Annotated in this window: 13 protein-coding genes; 12 read left to right on the top strand and 1 reads right to left on the bottom strand. The window is 50.1% G+C overall.

What is annotated here, in order from left to right:
* Positions 1–2 precede the first annotated feature (2 nt).
* From GA004_RS00290 to GA004_RS00235, 12 genes are all read left to right on the top strand, one after another.
* The gene (locus GA004_RS00290) at positions 3–1,157 is read left to right on the top strand and encodes an iron-containing alcohol dehydrogenase (protein WP_343218817.1); all 1,155 of its coding nucleotides are present in this window, start codon (positions 3–5) and stop codon (positions 1,155–1,157) included.
* Between the two features lie 140 nt (positions 1,158–1,297).
* Positions 1,298–2,329, top strand: a complete 1,032-nt coding sequence (locus GA004_RS00285) for an outer membrane protein assembly factor BamB family protein (RefSeq protein WP_343218816.1) — start codon at positions 1,298–1,300, stop codon at positions 2,327–2,329.
* Between the two features lie 10 nt (positions 2,330–2,339).
* Entirely contained in the window at positions 2,340–3,671 is a 1,332-nt protein-coding gene (locus GA004_RS00280) for a coproporphyrinogen-III oxidase family protein (protein WP_283395283.1), read from the top strand.
* A gap of 122 nt (positions 3,672–3,793) precedes the next feature.
* Complete coding sequence (locus tag GA004_RS00275; RefSeq protein WP_283395282.1) at positions 3,794–4,042, top strand: hypothetical protein; 249 nt, start codon at positions 3,794–3,796, stop codon at positions 4,040–4,042.
* A gap of 369 nt (positions 4,043–4,411) precedes the next feature.
* On the top strand, positions 4,412–5,668 hold the full coding sequence (locus tag GA004_RS00270; RefSeq protein ID WP_283395281.1) for an NAD(P)/FAD-dependent oxidoreductase: 1,257 nt from the start codon (positions 4,412–4,414) through the stop codon (positions 5,666–5,668).
* A 143-nt stretch (positions 5,669–5,811) separates the two neighbouring features.
* Positions 5,812–7,119, top strand: coding sequence for a glycosyltransferase family 4 protein (locus GA004_RS00265; RefSeq protein WP_283395280.1), 1,308 nt, complete (start codon positions 5,812–5,814; stop codon positions 7,117–7,119).
* Entirely contained in the window at positions 7,112–7,576 is a 465-nt protein-coding gene (locus tag GA004_RS00260; protein WP_283395279.1) for an acyl-CoA thioesterase, read from the top strand. The genes GA004_RS00265 and GA004_RS00260 overlap by 8 nt, the downstream gene beginning before the upstream one ends.
* A gap of 49 nt (positions 7,577–7,625) precedes the next feature.
* A complete protein-coding gene (locus GA004_RS00255) occupies positions 7,626–8,156 on the top strand; it encodes a hypothetical protein (RefSeq protein WP_283395278.1) in 531 nt (176 codons plus the stop codon).
* Positions 8,157–9,413, top strand: coding sequence for a phenylacetate--CoA ligase family protein (locus GA004_RS00250; protein WP_283395277.1), 1,257 nt, complete (start codon positions 8,157–8,159; stop codon positions 9,411–9,413).
* Between the two features lie 19 nt (positions 9,414–9,432).
* A complete protein-coding gene (locus GA004_RS00245; protein WP_283395276.1) occupies positions 9,433–10,107 on the top strand; it encodes an ABC transporter ATP-binding protein in 675 nt (224 codons plus the stop codon).
* A gap of 20 nt (positions 10,108–10,127) precedes the next feature.
* A complete protein-coding gene (locus GA004_RS00240; RefSeq protein ID WP_283395275.1) occupies positions 10,128–13,430 on the top strand; it encodes an ABC transporter permease family protein in 3,303 nt (1,100 codons plus the stop codon).
* A 4-nt stretch (positions 13,431–13,434) separates the two neighbouring features.
* The gene (locus tag GA004_RS00235; RefSeq protein WP_283395274.1) at positions 13,435–14,238 is read left to right on the top strand and encodes an SDR family NAD(P)-dependent oxidoreductase; all 804 of its coding nucleotides are present in this window, start codon (positions 13,435–13,437) and stop codon (positions 14,236–14,238) included.
* A gap of 13 nt (positions 14,239–14,251) precedes the next feature.
* On the opposite strand, the gene GA004_RS00230 is transcribed toward GA004_RS00235, so the two are convergent.
* The gene (locus tag GA004_RS00230) at positions 14,252–15,487 is read right to left on the bottom strand and encodes an outer membrane protein assembly factor BamB family protein (RefSeq protein ID WP_283395273.1); all 1,236 of its coding nucleotides are present in this window, start codon (positions 15,485–15,487) and stop codon (positions 14,252–14,254) included.
* Between the last annotated feature and the right edge of the window lie 324 nt (positions 15,488–15,811).

Genomic DNA, 15,811 nt, shown 5'->3' with positions numbered 1-15,811 from the left:
CCGTGGATTTTGTGACGAGACCCAGTCCGAGGATCGCATTCGGTCCCGGAATGCTTGAGAAACTTCCGGAATTTATTAAGGAAATCGGGGGCTCGAAGACATTAATTGTTACCGATGAGGGAATCCTGCAAGCCGGGCACGCCGATAGGACGCTGTCAATATTGGAGAAAGCGAATTGTGAGGCATTGATTTTTGATGGGGCTGAAGAGAACCCAACCAATCATTGCATCTCGAACTGTAGAGACTTTGCGCGTGATGCGAGAGTTGACTTCCTGATCGGTCTCGGGGGCGGTAGCAGCATGGATACGGCGAAGGGCTGCAATTTCCTCCTGACTAACGGGGGTGAGATGAAGGACTATCATGGTTATGGGAAAGCGACCCGTCCCATGTTGCCTTTTATTGCGGTCCCAACCACTTCAGGTACTGGAAGCGAATGCCAGTCTTACGCTCTCGTTAGCGATGACGAGACGCATGTAAAGATGGCCTGTGGGGATGCGAAAGCCTTGGCGCAAGTCGCACTTCTAGATCCAGAACTAACAGCTTCCCAGCCTAAACTCGTCGCGAGCCTAACCGGTTTGGATGCACTTGCCCACGCTGTGGAAACGGCGGTATGCCTTCCACGAAATCCGATTTCCAACATTCATTCTTTGGAGGCCTTTCGACTGCTCGCCTGTTCGATACACTCAGTCACCAATGGGACAGCCCGTCTGGAAGATAGAAGCAATATGCTGCTGGGGGCGGCCTTGGCAGGGCTGGCGATCGAGAACAGTATGCTTGGAGCGGCTCATGCCTGCGCCAACCCGCTAACAGCATTCTTTGACGTGACTCATGGTCATGCGGTATCGCTCATGCTGCCCCATGTCATTCGATTTAATCGTTTGGATCCTGAAGTAGATGAAATCTATCGATCCTATGAGTCGTTTATCCCCTCGAGTGGCTCGGAGAAACTGGACATAGCGGACTGGTTAGATACGTTAAAGGATACTGCAGGTTTGAAGAGTCTCTCAGAAATGGGAATAGGCGTGGCGGATGTTAAACGGCTGGCCGGAGGAGCGTTGCATCAATGGACAGGTCGCTTTAATCCTTGTCCTGTGGGTCTATCAGATTTCGAAGCTATTTATTCGAATGCGATCAGTGACGTGGTTAGGTGTGTGTGATGAAGACTGCGTATGTCCTGACTCTTTTGTTGTTTCTGGTATCCTGTAAATCACAGGATTCAGGAAAAGATAATGCCTCTAAGACTGAAGCTAATAGTTTCCAAACCATGAGTTGGGCGTTACCAAGAGGAAGCTCATTCATGAGCGGCTCAATTCCCGACCAAGTGATCACTTCTCCCCGTATTGCTTGGAGTTTTGATGCCGCGGCACCCATTTCTGGAGATGCGGGAGTCTTTGGATCAGAGGTGTACTTTGGGAACGATGACGGGGTTTTTTTCGCGGTCGACTTAGAGACGGGAGAAGAGTCCTGGCGATTTGAAACAGGGGATGTAGTTGAGTCCGAACCTACGATTGCTTCCGAGCTCGTTTTCTTCGGTGCCAATGATGGTCAGTTTTACGCGTTGGATCGACTGACCGGAGCAGAGCGATGGCGACGCCAATTCGATGACAAAGTAGCGGCAGGAGCTAATATGACCCAGAGTCCAATCGATGGAGAACCTTGGGTACTAATTGCGGGTAATGATGGAGTCCTACGTTGTTTAAGGGCATCAGATGGCACCGATATTTGGTCCTACCAAACAGATAATATCATAAACGGCTCTCCGGCGATGCTCGACGAAAAGCGAATCATCTTTGGAGGCTGCGATGCTTTCCTACATATTGTAAATCTGGAAAACGGAGAGTCAATCGAGCAGTACGAAACGAACGCGTACATCCCATGCTCGGTAGCGGTGTACGATGGAATTGGATACAGTGGTAATTATGCGAATGAGGTGCTGGCATTTGATCCAGGTGATCGGGGGCAACTATGGACATATTCGGATCGCCAATTTCCGTTTTTCAGCTCGCCCGCGGTGAACGAAACTCACGTTTTCATTGGATCTCGGGATAAGCGGCTTCACGCGATCGACCGGAAGACGGGAGTCGCCGCTTGGACCTACCAGACCTCAGGTAGGGTGGACAGCTCGCCTCTAGCTTTCAGCGATGCCGTTGTGGTGGGTTCCACGGACGGCTGGCTTTATGCCGTCAGGCAAGCGGATGGGACCGAACTTTGGAAAATAGAATTAGGGGCGTCATTGATCGGCTCTCCAGTTTTTGCTAACGGAAGGCTGATTATTGGAAGTCAGGGTGGTACCCTTTTCTCATTGGAATCGGGCGAAACTGAAATATAGTGCAACCACAATGAGTTCTATTGCAAAGGCTGTTGAGCCTAAGAAAGCACCCACGGAAGCGGGCAACTATTTTATTTCTAATTACCCTCCCTTTTCCTTCTGGTCGCCAGATAATTTAAAGGAAGTGGAGGCGGCCTTCGAGCAGCCGTTTGATGATGGGGCGTCCTTGGGGATATACCATCACATTCCTTTTTGCCGCAAGCGTTGTCACTTCTGCTATTTCCGGGTCTACACGGATAAGAATGCCTCGGAGATAAAGGACTATTTGGACAAAACGATAACCGAACTTGAGTATTTTGCCAAGAAGCCGCGCATAGCGGGGCGAAAGCCACGGTTTGTCTATTTTGGGGGGGGTACACCGTCTTATCTTTCGGGGCCGCAGCTTACGGAATTGACCGATAGGATGAAGGCGATCCTGCCATGGGACGAGGCAGAAGAGGTTGCGTTTGAAGGGGAGCCGGGAACACTCAATCCGCGGAAAGTCAAAGCGATCAAGGATATCGGGGTTACGCGACTGAGTTTGGGAATCGAAAATTTTGATGGCCGCATTCTGGAAATCAACGGGCGAGCCCACAAGGCTCCCGAGGTTTACAAGGCTTACGAGGCGGCCAAAAGTGAGGGCTTTGATCAGATCAACATCGATCTGATCGCCGGGATGCTCGAGGAGACGGAAGCGAATTGGCAGCGCAATATCGAAGAGACGCTGAAGCTTCGGCCCGATAGCGTGACCATCTACCAGATGGAGATTCCGTACAACACGACGATTTACAAAGAGATGAAGGAAAGCGGATCGTTGACCGCTCCGGTTGCTGACTGGCAAGTGAAACGTCGTTGGGTCAAAGAGGCCTTCGAGGCTCTGGAGAGCGCGGGGTACTCGATTAGCAGTGGATACACCGCTGTCCTCAATCCGGATAAGACAAAGTTCATCTACCGTGACGAGCTTTGGACGGGAGCGGACTTGCTCGGTCTAGGGGTCGCATCCATTTCTCACATCGCGGGTGTGCATTACCAAAACGTAAACGAAATCACTCAGTACGCGGAAGCGATCGAGAAAGGGGAACTTCCAGTGCATCGGGCATTGAAGACGAATGTGGAGGAACGAATGATTCGGGAGTTCTTGCTCCAGATGAAATTAGGTCACGTTTCGATCGACTACTTTAGAACGAAGTTTGAGGTTGATTTGTCAGAGCGGTATAATAACGAGCTCAAGGAGCTCGCAGAAGAGGGACTCCTTGAATATGACAGTGAAAACATTCGCTTGCATCGCCGTGGCCTGCTTTGCGTCGACAACCTGCTTTTCAAGTTCTTCCTTCCTAAGCATGTGACCTCGCGTCTTGTATAAATTTCACTGATCTGATCGGGAGAGAACAGTTTACCGTGGATCTATCCCCCGGTTTTTTAGAGCACATCGTAGACGAATTGAGTTTGTCCGCTGGTTCTTTCCACTGAATCGAAGACTCTGAAATGCCGCGTCCCTATCGAGATTTAATCGTGCATAATAAAGACATGGCCTCGACGCTGGCTGACTTCCATCGTTCTGGAATGGGCTTGGAGGTTCTCAAGGAAACGAATGAGGGTAGCGGGTGCGTGCGGGAAGTCGTTCTTTTTGCCGAGCCTACGTGGAAACCGGTTGAACATGGAGCGACTCGGATCCAGCTAGACCACTTTCGACGGGAAGCGCGCAGTGCCATTGTGGAGGGAGAAGAGCCTTAGGGAAGTATCTTGAACCGGATGCAATACGCCCTTGGTCGCCGTCAGAAGGGTTTTTTCTTCATTCAAGCTCCCTTGGTGTGCCAGAAACGGGTTGGCTTTAGCGAAGATTCGATTCTTTATGGGAGATGTAATCAATTGGTTAATGGGGGGAGAACGAGCTCGCGTCGATTATCGAGATTCTTCCGCTCGTCTGAAGGCTTATGGAAATCGAAAATAGCGTTTACTATGGATGAAAGAGTTTTGAACCATTGTTGAACTAGATTGAAGCTGAATGGCGGTCGGCGAATAGTTGAAAAAATAAGTCTTCGGGACGAAAGTAATGATTTGGCGAAAGGAAACGTAATCCGATAAACAAAGAGCGAAAGCAAAATGAAAGAATACGATGCGATAGTGATTGGCGGAGGACCTGCAGGTTCGACCGTTGGGGCGTTGTTAGCGGAAAAGGGGAGGAACGTCGTCATCTTGGAAAAATCGAAGTTTCCTCGTTATCACGTGGGCGAGTCGCTCATGCCCTTTTGCTATTTTACTTTCGATCGTTTAGGGATCGTCGAGAAGTTAAACGAGCGGGCTTACACCAAAAAAAACAGCGTGCAGTTTGTTACGAGCGACGGCAAGATGTCCGCTCCTTTTTACTTTTTCCAGCACTTAGATCATCCGGCGGCGACTACTTGGCAGGTGAAGCGGTCAGAGTTTGACGAGCTGATGCTCGATAACGCCCGGAGCAAGGGTGCTGAAGTCCGTGAGGAAACCCAGGTAGTCGACTTTATTTACGAGGAAGAAAAAGTAGTCGGCGTGATTGCTGAGGACAAGAGGGGAAGTCGGTTTGAGCTCCGAGCTTCCATGACAGTAGACGCTTCGGGTCGCGACGGTCTGTTCCAGTCGAAGAAACGCTGGAGAAAACGAGATCCCAAGCTGAACAAAATCGCGATCTGGACCCTCTACAAGGGAGCGAAGCGAGATCCCGGCCTAGACGAAGGAGCCACGACCGTGGCTTACTTAGAGGACCGCGGATGGTTTTGGAACATTCCCATGCAGGACGATATTGTGAGTTCCGGAATCGTAGCGGAACGGGATTACCTCTATCAGGATACACGCGATCCGAAAGCCATATTCGAGCGGGAAATTGAGAATAACGTTTGGATTAAGGACCACCTTTCATGCGGTGAACAGTTTGGCGAATATTGGGTAACGGGAGAGTATTCTTACCGGTCCGAGCATTGTGCAGGTGACGGAATCGTGTTGACCGGAGATGCTTTTGCCTTCCTTGACCCCGTCTTTTCGTCGGGAGTCTTCCTCGCGTTGAAGAGCGGTGAAATGGCAGCGGACGCGATTGACGCGGCTCTCGAAGCAGGAGACACGTCCGCATCGCGTTTCAACGATTACGGTGAACAACTGTGCAGTGCGATCGAAACGATGCGAAGCTTAGTTTATGCCTTCTATGACAACGATTTTAGTTTTGGTAAGCTGATTCGCAACCATGCGGAGTTGAGAGGTACTTTGACGGATTGCTTGATCGGCGATTTGGTAGGCAAAGATTTCGGTCCATTGATGGCAGCGATCGGCGAAATAACGGAACTTCCTGAGCCTCTATCTCACGGCGGCCCATCGGTAAGGGCTAGTGCTTAAATTCAGACAGAGCACCCACTGAATTTTTCACTGGTTTTTGGCGAGGAAACCCGCATCGTCTTGCGTCGGGCGGGACTTTACTTAAGTCTCCATCAGTCGAGCTAGCCTTCGGGCGTCGGCAGGATTTTTTGCCTGATTTCTAGATGAAGATCACTTTTTTAACGCCAGGGACAGGAAGCTACTATTGTGGAGCGTGTATGCGTGACAATGCTCTTGCGAATGCGTTAATTCAATCGGGGCATGAGGCGGAACTGCTACCTATGTATCTGCCTTTGATGCTAGACGAAGAACCTGAAGGGCTCGACTCGGATTCACCGGTATTTTTCGGAGGCATCAATATTTACCTGCAGCAGAAGTTTTCGATCTTTCGGCATTCCCCGGAGTGGATGGATCGACTGCTAAACAAACCCGGGCTTTTGCAATCTGTGGCGAAGCGGAGTCATATGACTTCCGCACGTGATCATGGCGAAATGACCTTCGAAATGCTGCGACTGGATGGTGCGGACTTCGAAAAGGAACTTCGCAAATTGTATTCATGGATCAATGATCATGGCCGGCCGGATGTACTTTGTTTGTCGACGGCGCTGCAGTCCGGATTAGCAAGGGAAATAAAGAAGCAGTGGGACATACCAGTGGTTTGCTGTTTCCAGGGTGAGGATTCCTTTTTAGATTCGCTTCCAGACGAGTTCCGTGAACGGTGCTGGACGTTAATGGCAGAGCGCTGTCGAGACGCCGACCTACTGTTGGGACCGAGCAATTTTTATGGTCGTCTGATGGAAAAACGACTGGGCTTGGATGAAGGGGTGATAAAAACCCAGTACAATGGGATAAACCTCGAAGGCTTTCGAGGCAGAAAGTCGTTAAATGTTCCCGCGATCGGATACTTGGCTCGGATGTGTGAAGTCAAGGGACTCACGTTCTTAGTGGACGCGTTCATTCATCTACGTATTCAGCTGGGTAATGAAAATTGCCGACTTGAAATAGCTGGAGCAATGACGCAAGGGGATGTTCCTCTTGTAGATTCTCTGAAGAAGAAGCTGTCTGATTCGGGCCTAACCGATGCCGTTGGGTGGCGACCCAATATTTCACGCGAAGAAAAACAGGATTTTCTGAGTGGGCTCTCTGTCTTTACGGTCCCAGTTCAATACGAGGAAGCTTTTGGGTTGTATGTGATCGAGGCGATGGCCGCTTCGGTGCCTGTGGTTCAGCCGAATCGCTCGGCGTTTCCCGAATTGATCGAGTCAAGCGGAGGGGGCGTATGCGTCGATATGGATAGCCCTGAAAAACTTGCTGCTGCCTGGCACGACTTATTGGAGACACCGGAAAGACTGTTGGAAATTGGGGACCGGGGTCGATTTGGGGTGGAACAGCATTATTCTACGGAGGCAATGAAGAACTCGTTTATCAATGCCGTGGAATCATTGGTACAATCAATATCTAAAAATGAGTAGACTAGAGCCACAGCCATATTGTTTTGAATACGAGCGGATAGTGGAATTCGCAGAGACCGATATGGCGGGAATCGTCCATTTCTCGAATTTTTACCGGTATATGGAAGTGACTGAACACGCGTTTTTCCGTTCGTTGGGTCATGGAGTGCACGAAAGAATAGGCGATGTCTCAGTAGGTTGGCCGCGGGTTCAAGCGTCCTGCGATTTTTTCAAGCCGATCCGCTTCGAAGACCGAATAAAGATTCGGCTCACGATCCAGGAAATTCGTCGGAGATCGTTGCGCTGCCTCTACTACTTCTTCAAAGAAACCGAGCCTGATGATGTGCTGATCGCCTCGGGTCGTGTTGTTACCGCCAGTGTCCGGCTTGATCGGGATACTGGAGAGATCGTGTCGATTGAAATTCCGCCTGAGTTGCAGGAGAAACTCAAGGCCGCTCAAGAATCGCAGCATCTGTAGCTATTTTTCTGTATTCACCTTAATAATATAATATATCCTATAAAATTCTATGAATTGGCTTATCTACTCTTTAATGACGGCTCTCTTTTTCGGGCTATACGGCATTTTCCTCCACACCGGTCAAATCGCGATGAAAGATCCTGTTTTGGGTAGGTACAAAGCATTTCTGTTTGTCGGAGTGGCTTATCTCGTAATCGCGATCATCGTTCCGATTATCCTGCTTAAGTTTCAAGGGGCTGCATTCACGTTTCCGATGAAAGGAATTTCCCTTTCCTTTGTAGCGGGCCTCTTGGGAGCTCTGGGCGCATTTTGCATTCTACTCGCCTTTGGGGCCAAAGGTACTCCAGCGGCTGTAATGTCCATTGTGTTTGCGGGTGCGCCAGTGGTGAATGCTATCGTATCCATGAAGCTTCACCCCCCTCAGGGGGGTGTATCCGCCGTTCCATGGCAGTTTTTCTTAGGCATCGTATTGGCGGCTCTCGGGGGGTGTCTCGTTACGGTTTACAAGCCAGCTCCTGCACCTGCCCATGCGAAGAGTCCTCCTCCGGCAGCGATTTCGGAAAGCGATACACAAGGGTAGATGGGTCTAGCTGAACAGCAGCTAGCCTCATTGAACACGGCGATAGCCATCGCGGTGAAGGGCAATGCTTTCTATCAGTCTAAGATCGCTGAGTGCGGAGGATCGAAGGGCTTTGATAGTTTGGATGCCTTTTCTGAAAAAATGCCCTTTACCACTAAGCGGGAGCTTGCTGAGGATTATGGGGCGAATCCACCCTATGGATCGAACTTGTCGTATGACTTAAAAGATTACACAAGACTGCACCAGACGAGCGGAACAACGGGTCGCCCTATGGCTTGGCTGGATACGCCCGAAAGTTGGAGTTGGATCATCGACAGCTGGACTTACATTTGGCGGGCTTGTGGCGCAAAAGCGGGCGAGACGGCAATCTTTCCTTTTTCGTTTGGTCCGTTTATTGGATTTTGGGCCGCATTTGAGGCGGCGTCAAAAGTGGATCTTCGTTGTATCCCGCTTGGCGGACAGCAAAGCTTTGAGCGGCTTCAGATGATTTTCCGGTACAAGCCACAATGGGTTTGCTGTACACCAACCTATGCCCTCCATTTGATGAATGTGGCAGAAAAGGAAAACGTTGATCTAACGAAATGCTCGGTAAGAAGCATCATCGTAGGAGGCGAACCGGGGGGGAGTGTAGCGGAAGTTAGAAGTAGAATTGAGGAAGGGTGGGGAGGGGCCCGAGTATTCGATCATCATGGAATGACTGAAGTAGGACCGGTCACTTACTCCGACAGAGAGAATCCGAAGCTTCTGAGGATAATTCACGAGGCCTATTATGCAGAAGTGGTTGAACCTGAAACGGGTCGATCCATTGACTTTGGAAATATAGGAGAACTGGTGCTCACGACTTTGGGCCGGAATGGAAGTCCGTTGTTCCGATATCGGACCGGAGATCTCGTAAAACCGGTTCGGATTGAAGGGGAAGACCCTCGAGCATTTGCGCTTGAAGGGGGAATTATCGGTCGTGCCGACGACATGGTCGTGGTTCGTGGAATCAATCTCTACCCTAGCGCAGTGGACGCGGTTATTCGTTCGTTTGAGGGGTTTGGGGAGTACCAGGTGAGTATTAGCAAGCAGGATTCTATGGTTCAGGCTAGCATTCAGGTGGAAAATATTTCGGATGTCGAAGACGAACTCATGAGGATGAAGCTACAGAAGCGGTTGAGGGAAGTATTTGCTTTGAGAATACCCGTAGATGTTGTGAAGTTGGGAACGCTTCCTCAGTTTGAAATGAAGGCGAAGCGTTGGAGCGTGTCCGATTAATTCTATTTTTTATCGACTGATGATTGAAATTCAAAATCTAGTTAAGCGATACTCAGGACCGGCGGGTGATATTACCGTGCTAGATGAACTTGAGCTCAAAGTATTGAAAGGTGACTCCATTGCCATCGTAGGACCTTCGGGTTGTGGAAAGACCACTTTGTTAAGTATCCTGGGGACTTTGGACATTCCATCGAGCGGATCCGTTTCGATTTCTGGAAAAAGCCAAGAAGGGATGGACGCCGATGAAAGGGCCCGATTCCGGAATCACACACTCGGTTTTGTTTTCCAGCAACATTTCCTGCTTCCTCAATGCTCAGTCTTGGAGAATGTCTTAATCCCTCGCTTGGCAGGTGACTGGGAAGAGGGCGAAGACGAGACGAGAGAAAGGGGAAAGAAGTTGATTCAGGAATTAGGTTTGGAGCACCGGTTGAATCATATGCCCTTTCAACTATCGGGCGGCGAACGACTTCGGGCGGCGGTTGCGAGAGCGTTGATAAATCAGCCCGCTCTCGTTCTTGCTGACGAGCCAACCGGCTCTTTGGACCCTTCGATGGGAGATCAAGTAGCGGACTTGTTTGCTCAGTTGAATAACCAGCACGATGTGACCCTCGTGACTGTAACTCACAATATGGCTCTAGCGAATCGAATGGGTAGAGTTTACTCGTTGGAGAATGGAAAGCTGCGGCAAGGGTAGGTGTTGTTTCATTAAGTCTCATGCAACTAAGGTTCCTCCTACGCAGTCTTTGGTACTACCGAAAGTCCCACCTGGGAGTCGTCGCCGGAACCATGGTCGGAGCGACGGTGCTTCTTGGGGCTTTGCTGGCGGGCGATTCTGTTGGCGCTGCTCTAAAGCGACTCGCGGAACTGCGAGTGGGAAAAACTGAATACGTTCTAACGGTCGGCGATCGATTCGTAGGCGAATCGCTGGCCGAATCTATCGAGTTGAGCTTAGGGATGGAAACTGCACCCATTTTGATGCTGAGAGGAAGCGCTTCCCGGTCGGAGATGAGCCTTTTGGCCCCTCAGATGCAGGTTATGGGCGTCGATGAACGATATTGGAAATTTGCGCCCACACCGACGAACCCGCCGAATTTTGATGCTAGAAACACCGTCGCTGTAAATCAGCGTTTAGCAGAGCGTCTCCAATTGAAAGAAGGAGAATCCTTTGTCATGCGTCTAGAGAAACCGGGTTTGCTTTCACGAGACGCGCCGATGTCCGGGAGCAAAGATAATGTGATTGGGATTAGGGTGACGGTTTCGGCGGTAATTTCCGATGACCAGTTTGGGCGTTTTGGCCTCGAGGCAAATCAGATATCTCCTTTTACGTTATTTGCCCCAATAAACTGGATACAAGAAAAGATCGAATACCCTGGGAGAGCCAATTTGATTTTGCTAAAGGACTCATCCAATGAAAAAGGGAAGCAAGGTTCGAAAGACGTTTTCACCCTTGTGGATCCTCTTTTAACCTTGGCGGACTACGGATTATCGCTCGTAGATATTCCACTAGCAGAAGCGACCGAAATTCGTAGCGAGCGTGTTTTTCTGGATAAGGCAATGGTGGCCGCGATCCAGAAACGTATACCTTTGGCGGAGCCAGTGATAACTTATCTAGCCAATACCTTGGAAACCAGCAGTCGCGAAACGCCTTACTCGATGGTAACTGCGGTTGATCCGGAAGCAGCGCCTTTCTTAGACGAAGCGTTAGGTTCGGATGAAGCGGTTGTCACCCAATGGCTCGCAGATGATTTGGAAGCGGCAGTTGGAGATTCTTTGGATATCAGTTACTATGTAGTCGACCAGTCGAGTCTACTCGTTGAAGCGACAAGCTCCTACACGATTCGATCGATTGTTCCTCATTCCGGACTGGTGGCCGACTCTCTTTGGATGCCGGATTTCCCTGGAGTCGCAGGGGCTGAGGATTCGAGTGATTGGGATGCAGGGATGCCTCTGGATCTCGATCGAATTCGGGATAATGATGAAGAATATTGGGATGATTTCAAGGGCGCCCCTAAGGCCTTCATCTCCCTCGCCTCAGGCGAAGCTCAATGGTCCAATCGGTGGGGAGCGTATACGGGTTTAAGAGTGCCGAAGTCCTTCCAAGGATCCGATGAGCTGACAGAAGAGATTAGGGCCGTTCTCGACCCTAGGATGTTGGGCATGCAAACCGTCTCGCTGAGGGATGCGGCATTGGAGTCGGCTAATTCACCGGTTGATATTGGGGGACTCTTCATTGGTATGAGCTTCTTCCTGATCATTGCTTCATTGAGTCTCGTTGGGATGCTTTTCAGCTTTTCGATACAGCAAGTTAATCGTGAAAATGCGCTTTTGTCGTCGTTAGGGATCAGCGATAAGCGAATCTACAGTTGGAGATTTGCGGGAGCGTTACTCATTGTAGTAGTTGGCTCTCTCGCGGCGGTGCCATTGGCGTATGGATACACCTTCGGGGTACTTCGGTTTTTAGAAACGATTTGGAGTGAGAATTCTGTGGGATCGATGTTCGGTGTTTCAAGTAGCCTCACAACGATTGCGATTGGAATCGTGACGAACATTGGGCTAGCGATGGGCTCCATCTGGTTTGTTCTGAGAAAGCAAAGCAAGACCCAAGCCAGCTTTCGCTTGCAGCAGGGTTCGGAAGAGAGTGGCGTAGGGGGTAGTAGTAAGGGACGTTGGTCCCTTAAGATTGGCAGTGCCGGCCTGGCAGGGGGATTGACTTTGTTTGGACTTTCCTTGCTGGGGAAACTTCCTCTGCAGATTGGCTTTTTCCTAGTGGGTTTCTGCCTTCTGGCGGGAGGCCTGGGAATTTGCGCTTTCCGGCTTAACTCTGCCAGAGTGATTGGAGGAGAGCTTTTGAATCTGGCCAAATTGGGTAGGCTCAATAACGGCCGCCGACCCATGCGGAGTCTGACCGTTGTGGGGACCTTGGCCTGCGGTGTATTTCTTGTGGTTTCGGTTGCGGCTTTTCGGAAGGAGAAAGACACCAGTGGGGATGATCCAAAGAATGGATATGGAGGGTATGCCTACTGGGCTGAGACTTCGATTCCGTTGAGTGACCCGGCCGACTATTCCGGACCTGACAATCTGTTTGGTCTGGATGGTGACAACGCGATCAACCCAATTCGCGTTGGTCAGGGTGACGATGCCAGCTGCTTTAATCTGAACCAAACCGCGAATCCCCGATTGCTATCCTTAGACAGCTCGACCTTGGCAACCAGAGGAGCCTTCACCTTCCATTCGATTCGAGAAGGATTGGATTCGAGTAAGGGTTGGAATCTTTTAAAGGAAATCTCCGACGATTCGGTGGTGCCCGCGTTTGTTGACAGTGCGACTTTACAGTGGGCACTGAAACGGAAATTGGGAGATCGCCTAGTCTACACGGATAATGGTGGAAATACATTTGAGGTCGAATTAATCGGAGCGATCAGCGATACCGTTTTCCAAGGGAGCCTGATTCTCGATGAAAGCGTGTTCTTGGAGAAATATCCCCAACATGAGGGGTACCAGCTTTTCCTGCTCGATTCCTGGGACAGCGATATTGAGAAAAGCCGTTCTCGAATTGAATCCGTCCTTAGCGCATGGGGGGGACAAGTAGAGATTGCCTCTGATCGGCTGCAGTCCTTTCACGAAGTTGAAAATACCTACATCGCTATTTTCCATGTTCTGGGAGGTCTCGGCGTTATTTTAGGAAGTGCTGGATTGGGGGTGGTGGTGGCTCGCAACCTGTCGGAGCGTCGTCACGAATTCGCCCTTATGGATGCGATCGGCATACCCAATCGCGTGCGTAAGAAAGTGGTCTTCAGCGAATTAAAATCGCTAATTTGTTGGGGCATGGGAATTGGGATTTGCGCAGCGATTGTATCCATCGTTCCCTCTATGAGTCATCTCGGTGTGGTGGCCCCTGTATTGAATGTTTCTATCTTGGTTGTGGCCATTCTGATTAACGCAGGTTTTTGGTCGTTTCTTGGATACAGTCGAAATGTTCCCGCGCTAGCTGACCTGCAACGGGATTTCGAGTCGTAGTAACATGAGTATATTCGAACAACTTTTTTCACTAAAAGGAAAGCGGGCCTTAATAACGGGCGCGAGTAGTGGAATCGGTCGTTCGATCGCGGTTTGCTATGCGGAAGCCGGAGCGACTGTGGGTGTACATGGAACGCAGCCTCATAAGATCGCTGAGACGATTCGACAGATTGAAGAGAAGGGAGGTTCTGCGGTACCTTTCGTTGCGAACTTGGGGACGAAGGAAGTATCGGAGACTTTAGCAGATGAAGCAGCCACGAAGCTAGGAGGTATCGATATCCTGGTAAACAATGCTGGAACCAATAGGCGCAAACAGGCGATAGACGTAACGGAAGACGACTACAAAACGCTTATGGCGATTAATTTGGAAAGCGTTTTTTGGCTTTGTCAGGCTGCCTACCCCCACTTGTGCAAGTCCGATTGTGGCAAAGTAGTGAATACAGGTTCCATGACGACTCTGACGGGAATTGGGGGAATGCCCGTCTACGGAATGACGAAAGCCGCTATTGGCCAGCTGACTAAAACATTGGCCTTGGAATGGGCGAAGGACAATATTCAAGTAAACTGTATCGCTCCGGGGTTTATTCGTACTCCATTGACTGAAGCCGGACTCTTTAGCGATCCCAAGAAAGTGAAGTTTCTCGATCACCGCATACCGATGAAGCGCGGAGGAACTCCGGAAGAGCTCATTGGCACCGCCCTTTTATTAGCGTCACCCGCTTCGTCTTACACCACTGGTCAGGTATTCGCCATAGATGGCGGATTTCTAGCGGGTGGATCCTGGTTGGATTCAGAGGCTGGAGATTAGGGTTGAGTTGCGGTTAGTTCGCTTTCGAAACATCCAGGCAAATCGCTTTTCCGAGGTTGTTTCTCAGATAGAGGCGACCGTTGGCATAGGCAGGGGGAGCCCACGAGGTTCCTTGGAGAGCATGCTTTCTTCCGAGTTCCTGGAAGTGATCACCTTGGTCTTTGCCGAGAATTACGTGTCCGGAGTCCGTGAATACTATCAAGTGGTCGCCGATCGCGATAACGTTACCGAGATCTCCAGGGACTTCTTGTTTCCAAGCGATTTCTCCGGAGTCGAAGTTCAATGCGACCAAGTTTCTTGGGTCGCCATCACCTCCATAGTGGGCGATGACATGATCGCCGAAGAGTATGCTCGTTTGAACTTTTAATATAAGCTCACGATCGCGATGCAGCAGTTCTGGTTCCGGTTTAGTGACATCAATTACCGCATATCCTGATCCGTAGCCTGAGCTGATATAGAATTTTCCTTCACGAAAGTGAGGGTTGGAAGCATTGGCTCCATAGCTAGTTCTCCAGGAGTATCGAAAGAGCGGATCTCTTGGGCCTTCCAAATCGTATCCAACCAGTGCCTTTTTATGGAAAACGGAAACGCGGTCCCGGCCACGGTCTTGGTACACGACCGGAGTCGAGTAGCCGGGTTCTTCCGTACCAATTTTCCAAACGGTCTCGCCGGTATTTTTGTCGAGAGCGACCAAGGCGCCGTCCTTCGCGCCGGGATCGATGAGGAGCAGGTTCTTGTAGACGACAGGTGAAGCGGCCCATCCCCATGATTGGCGGCGCCCATCGAAGTCGTCCGAGTAGTTGCGTTCCCAAATGACTTTGCCTGAACCCAAGTCCAGGCAGAATAGTTTTCCTTGTTTGCTTACCGTATAGACGCGATCTTCATCAATCGAAGGAGTTGAGGAGGTTCCACCGGAATAGTATTTTGCGCCTTTGGGTTCGTCATACGTATGTTTCCAAATGAGAGCACCGGTTTTTGTGTCAAAGCACCATACGGTATCCTGATTACTGGTATTGCCCAATGACAGCGCTTTGCCGTCTGCAACCGCGAATGAAGAGCAGCCCAATCCAATTTGCCGCGTCCACAAGATCTTTGGAGGGTTGGCCGCCCAGTCGGCGTTCAGAGTGTCATCTTCTAGAACGACTCCATTCCCATCTGGACCCAAGAATCGTGGCCAATCGCTGGATTCAGCTGTGATGAGGCAGGTCAGCGCGACAAGGGGAACAATTGTTTTGAGGGCTTTGGGCATACTTATTCTGCGATAGGAATCTGATCTAACTTACGAAGGCTATCAGTGTTTTATTGCGCAGAATTTTTCCGCCGGTCTTTCCTACAGGCTGCTGACCGCTTGCAGCGACTCGTAGGTCCGTAGAAATGCAGTGGAATCGGTGAAAATGCGGGTGCTGCGATAGGTAAGATAAAATGATAGCACATTTTTCTTAATTGGCTGCAAATTCCATAATTCGCTGAGTCACTCGGAAACGAGGGCTGCGAAATAATAGGAGAATGAGGCTCAATTTTATTGTTTTGAATAGAAAATTAGTCATTTAAGGTCGCGAACTATCAACTAAAT

Origin of the sequence: Candidatus Pelagisphaera phototrophica (assembly GCF_014529625.1) — a bacterium.
GTDB classification, from domain to species: domain Bacteria; phylum Verrucomicrobiota; class Verrucomicrobiia; order Opitutales; family Opitutaceae; genus Pelagisphaera; species Pelagisphaera phototrophica.
The sequence above is the reverse complement of the archived record's forward strand: the minus strand, read 5'-3'. Positions and strand labels throughout refer to the sequence as shown.

Bases quoted from the DNA above. Each gene is read 5' to 3' on its own strand.
- GA004_RS00285 (WP_343218816.1), top strand. From the start codon at position 1,298: ATGAGCGGCTCAATTCCCGACCAAGTGATCACTTCTCCCCGTATTGCT.
- GA004_RS00280 (WP_283395283.1), top strand. From the start codon at position 2,340: ATGAGTTCTATTGCAAAGGCTGTTGAGCCTAAGAAAGCACCCACGGAA.
- GA004_RS00275 (WP_283395282.1), top strand. From the start codon at position 3,794: ATGCCGCGTCCCTATCGAGATTTAATCGTGCATAATAAAGACATGGCC.
- GA004_RS00270 (WP_283395281.1), top strand. From the start codon at position 4,412: ATGAAAGAATACGATGCGATAGTGATTGGCGGAGGACCTGCAGGTTCG.
- GA004_RS00265 (WP_283395280.1), top strand. From the start codon at position 5,812: ATGAAGATCACTTTTTTAACGCCAGGGACAGGAAGCTACTATTGTGGA.
- GA004_RS00260 (WP_283395279.1), top strand. From the start codon at position 7,112: ATGAGTAGACTAGAGCCACAGCCATATTGTTTTGAATACGAGCGGATA.
- GA004_RS00255 (WP_283395278.1), top strand. From the start codon at position 7,626: ATGAATTGGCTTATCTACTCTTTAATGACGGCTCTCTTTTTCGGGCTA.
- GA004_RS00250 (WP_283395277.1), top strand. From the start codon at position 8,157: ATGGGTCTAGCTGAACAGCAGCTAGCCTCATTGAACACGGCGATAGCC.
- GA004_RS00245 (WP_283395276.1), top strand. From the start codon at position 9,433: ATGATTGAAATTCAAAATCTAGTTAAGCGATACTCAGGACCGGCGGGT.
- GA004_RS00240 (WP_283395275.1), top strand. From the start codon at position 10,128: ATGCAACTAAGGTTCCTCCTACGCAGTCTTTGGTACTACCGAAAGTCC.
- GA004_RS00235 (WP_283395274.1), top strand. From the start codon at position 13,435: ATGAGTATATTCGAACAACTTTTTTCACTAAAAGGAAAGCGGGCCTTA.
- GA004_RS00230 (WP_283395273.1), bottom strand. From the start codon at position 15,487: ATGCCCAAAGCCCTCAAAACAATTGTTCCCCTTGTCGCGCTGACCTGC.